This is a genomic window from Streptomyces sp. PsTaAH-137, from assembly GCF_003259365.1.
GTDB lineage: Bacteria > Actinomycetota > Actinomycetes > Streptomycetales > Streptomycetaceae > Streptomyces.
The window spans coordinates 1-3,425 of record NZ_QLLY01000058.1; the positions used below are offsets into that span (position 1 = coordinate 1).

The window sequence follows — 3,425 nt, forward strand, 5'->3', positions numbered from 1 at the left end:
GACACCGGAGCTCTTCGACCGGATCTTCGCGGTGAACACCAAGTCGCTGGTCTTCGTGGCGCAGCAGGCGGTCAAGCGCATCCACGACGGCGGCCGCATCATCAACGTGTCGTCGGCCGCGACGCGGCTGGCCTACCCCGAGTCCCTCGTGTACTCGATGAGCAAGGGCGCCGTGGACACCTTCACCCTGGCCCTCGCCAAGGAGATGGGGCAACGGAACATCACCGTGAACGCGGTGCGCCCCGGGTTCGTCGAGACCGACATGAACGCCGGGAAGCGGCTCCACGCGAAGGCCACGGACGAACTGGCCGCATGGTCCGTCTTCAACCGGCTGGGGCAGCCCGAGGACGTGGCCGACATCGTCCTGTTCCTGGCGTCGGACGCGTCGCGGTGGATCACCGGACAGTGCATCGACGCCTCCGGCGGCTCCCGGCTGTGACGCGAGGCGGCCTGCCGGCCCCTGGCTGAGAGGGCGTCAACCGGCCCGTCCCGCACACTTTTTGACGCGAAACTTTCCGTGCGGCGAGATGAAAGTGCGAAGGCCCGCCGGTGACGTCGGGGCGACGGCGGCACGCCACGTGGCCCCTCACTTCGGCATTCACCCGCCCGGGTCCGGCTCGGGGCCGGGGCGGCCGCGCACCGTCCCGCGGATTCCCGACCCCATCGGGTACCCAATTTGCCTCCGGCTAACAGAAAAAAACCAGTCGACTGGTATTCTCTAGCTGCTTCGCGCTGCACTTGGGGCCTCGTTGCTCGCCATTTGTTCTGCTCAGGACGCGTTTTCTTCAGATCGACGTCTCAGCCAGGGGGTTCAAGGTGGGTGCTCTGATACAAACCGACCGTCCGAGTTGCCGGGTAGGTCTGGACCGCGACACCGAACTCTTCGAACAGACCGTGCCGCGCAGCCTGGTGCACCGGGCCGCGGTCTCCGAGGTCCTCGTGACCGGGTGGCGGAGCACGGAAGGCACGTCGTACCGGCTCGGCGCCCAGTGGTCCCGGGGGCACGGCTACTACGGGGCCGTCGCCGACACGTGGCACGACCCGATGCTCTTCGCTGAATCGATTCGCCAGTCGTGCCTGCTGCTTGCCCACGAGGCCCTGCACGTCCCCATGACGCACCAGTTCCTCACCACGCGCACCTCCTTCCAGGTGGACGAGGCCGGAGTCCGGCTGTCGCGCCCCGGCCGGCCCGCCCACGTCGTCCTCGACATGAGCCTGGCCGAGGTCAAACTCCGCGCGGGCAACGTCAGTTCCTACGGATACGACGTCGTCGCCCTCCGCGACGGCGAGCGCGTGGGCGTGGGCCACCTGAAGGGCCAGTGCGTCTCTCCGGCCGTCTACGAACGGCTGCGCGGCGACCGCGTCGGAGCGCGCGCCTCGCGCCCCGCGGTCCAGTCCGTCGATCCCCGGCTCGTCGGCAGGGACTGCGAGTTCGACGTCGTGCTCGGCACCTCCGTGGCCGACGGAGTGCTGCCGCTGCGCATCGATCCGGAGCACCCCGTCCTGTTCGACCACCCGGTCGACCACGTCTCCGGCATGGTCCTGATGGAAGCCGCACGGCAGATGGCACTGCTGGCCCTGCGGGCCCCCCAGGCGCTCCTGGTCGCCTGCGAGGCGAACTTCCGGCGCTACGTCGAGTTCCACGTCCCGTGCCTGGTGACGGCCGATGCCCCCGAGCGCGACTCCGCGGGCCGCAGCTGGATCACCATCCACTTCCACCAGAGCGGCACCGAGGTCGGCTCCTGCCGGGTCGCCCTGGTCACCGGCACGGAGAACTGAGCCGCACGTGACCACGGTGACCACCGCGACCGCCCCGGCCGGCACGGACACGGTCCTCGTCGCGGGAGGCACGGGCTTCATCGGACGCGCCGTCGTCCGCGAGCTCCAAGCCCGTACCGGCACCGGTGTGCGGGTGCTGTCCTCCCGCGGCGGGACGACCCCTCCCGCGGGCTCCCCCGTCCGGCACGTCCGCGCCGACCTGACCTGCCGGGACAGCCTGCGGGGAGCCTGCGACGGCGTCACGACCCTGGTGCACACCGTCTCGTACGTCGGACGGGACGCCGAGCGCTGCACGGCCGTCAACCACGACGGCACCCTGGCCCTGCTCGACGAGGCGCGACGGGCCGGAGTCGCCCGCGTCGTCCATGTCAGCACCGCCTCGGTGTACGGCGGCGGACCCCACCGCGGCGCCCGCGAGGAGGACCTGCCCCTGCGGCCCGAGTCCGCGGCGAGCGCCTCCCGGATGCGGGCCGAGCAGGCGGTCCTCGACGCGGGCGGAGCCGTGCTGCGGCCGCATCTCGTCCATGGCGACGGAGACCGGTGGGTCGTGCCGGCCATCGACCGGCTGCTGCGGAGCGTCCCGGCCTGGCCGGCGGACTGCGACCCGCACATCTCGATGATCGCGGTCCGCGACCTGGCCCGCTGCGTGGTCTCCCTGGCCCTCGACCCGGGAGCGGTGCACGGACCGGAGATCTTCCACGCGGCGGACCCGCGGCCGGTGCCCATGAGCCGGCTCAAGTCGGCACTGCACCGCATCCTCGGCACGCCCCTGCCGTCGGTCACGGTCTCCCGCGACGAGCACCGGGCGCGGATCCGCCGCGCCCTGCCCGCGCTCTCCGACCACCAGTACGCCCTGCTCACCGAGGACCACTGGTACGACGCGGACAAGCTGTGGGCCCGGACCGGACAGCACCCGGGCCCCGGTCTCGAACCGCGCCTGGCCGAGAGCCGCGACTGGTACCTGCGGTACGGGAGTTGACGGTCCCGGGCGCGCTCCGCCCGCGCTCAGCCGTCCCTCCAGCCGTCCTGAGTAGCCTCCCGAGCGTTTGAGAGCCTGTACCGCACCACGCGTCCGCCGGCCCGACCGCTCGTCGTCGCGGACCAGCACCGACAGGAGCCGACGCCTATGACCGTGGAAAACACCGCCCCCGGCGCGACAGCGGCACCTCACGGACGAAGTCGGCGCGTGGAAGGGGAGTCGAGCCGGTACGCGGACCCCACGCCCTGCCGCGCGCCCCGGGGGCGGTGAGCCATGGAGCACAGCGGCATCGGCACGGCGACGTCGCCCAGGGGGCCGGTGCACGCGGGCTGCGGCACCGCGACGGAGGCCAACGCCCGGTACCGGCGACTGATCGCGAACGGGGCGACCTGGCTGTCGGTCACCTTCGACCTGCCCACACGGCTCGGCCACGACAGCGACGACCCGATCGCCTGCGGTGAGGTCGGCAGGGACGGCGTCGCGATCGACTCGATCGACGACATGCGCGTCCTGTTCGGCGGCATCCCGCTCGGCGGCGTCTCCACCTCGATGACCGTCGACGCCCCGGCCGCGCCGCTGCTGGTCCTCTACCACCTGGTGGCGGAGGAACAAGGCGTGGCCGCCGACCGGTTGAGCGGCGCGCTCCGCAACGGCAGGACCGGCGACC

General features: G+C 71.9%; 4 protein-coding genes. All 4 read left to right on the forward strand.

Annotation, left to right across the window (positions count from 1 at the left end):
* A partial coding sequence (locus K377_RS40680; protein ID WP_146614864.1) for an SDR family oxidoreductase occupies positions 1 to 439 on the forward strand: 439 nt, incomplete at its 5' end.
* A gap of 455 nt (positions 440 to 894) precedes the next feature.
* Positions 895 to 1,779: a ScbA/BarX family gamma-butyrolactone biosynthesis protein gene (locus tag K377_RS40685; protein WP_111668670.1), complete on the forward strand. Its 885-nt coding sequence runs from the start codon at positions 895 to 897 to the stop codon at positions 1,777 to 1,779.
* Between the two features lie 7 nt (positions 1,780 to 1,786).
* Positions 1,787 to 2,758, forward strand: a complete 972-nt coding sequence (locus K377_RS40690) for an NAD(P)-dependent oxidoreductase (RefSeq protein WP_258395320.1) — start codon at positions 1,787 to 1,789, stop codon at positions 2,756 to 2,758.
* Positions 2,759 to 3,031: 273 nt separating this feature from the next.
* The coding region (locus K377_RS40695) for a methylmalonyl-CoA mutase family protein (RefSeq protein WP_237552028.1) at positions 3,032 to 3,425 on the forward strand (394 nt) is incomplete at its 3' end.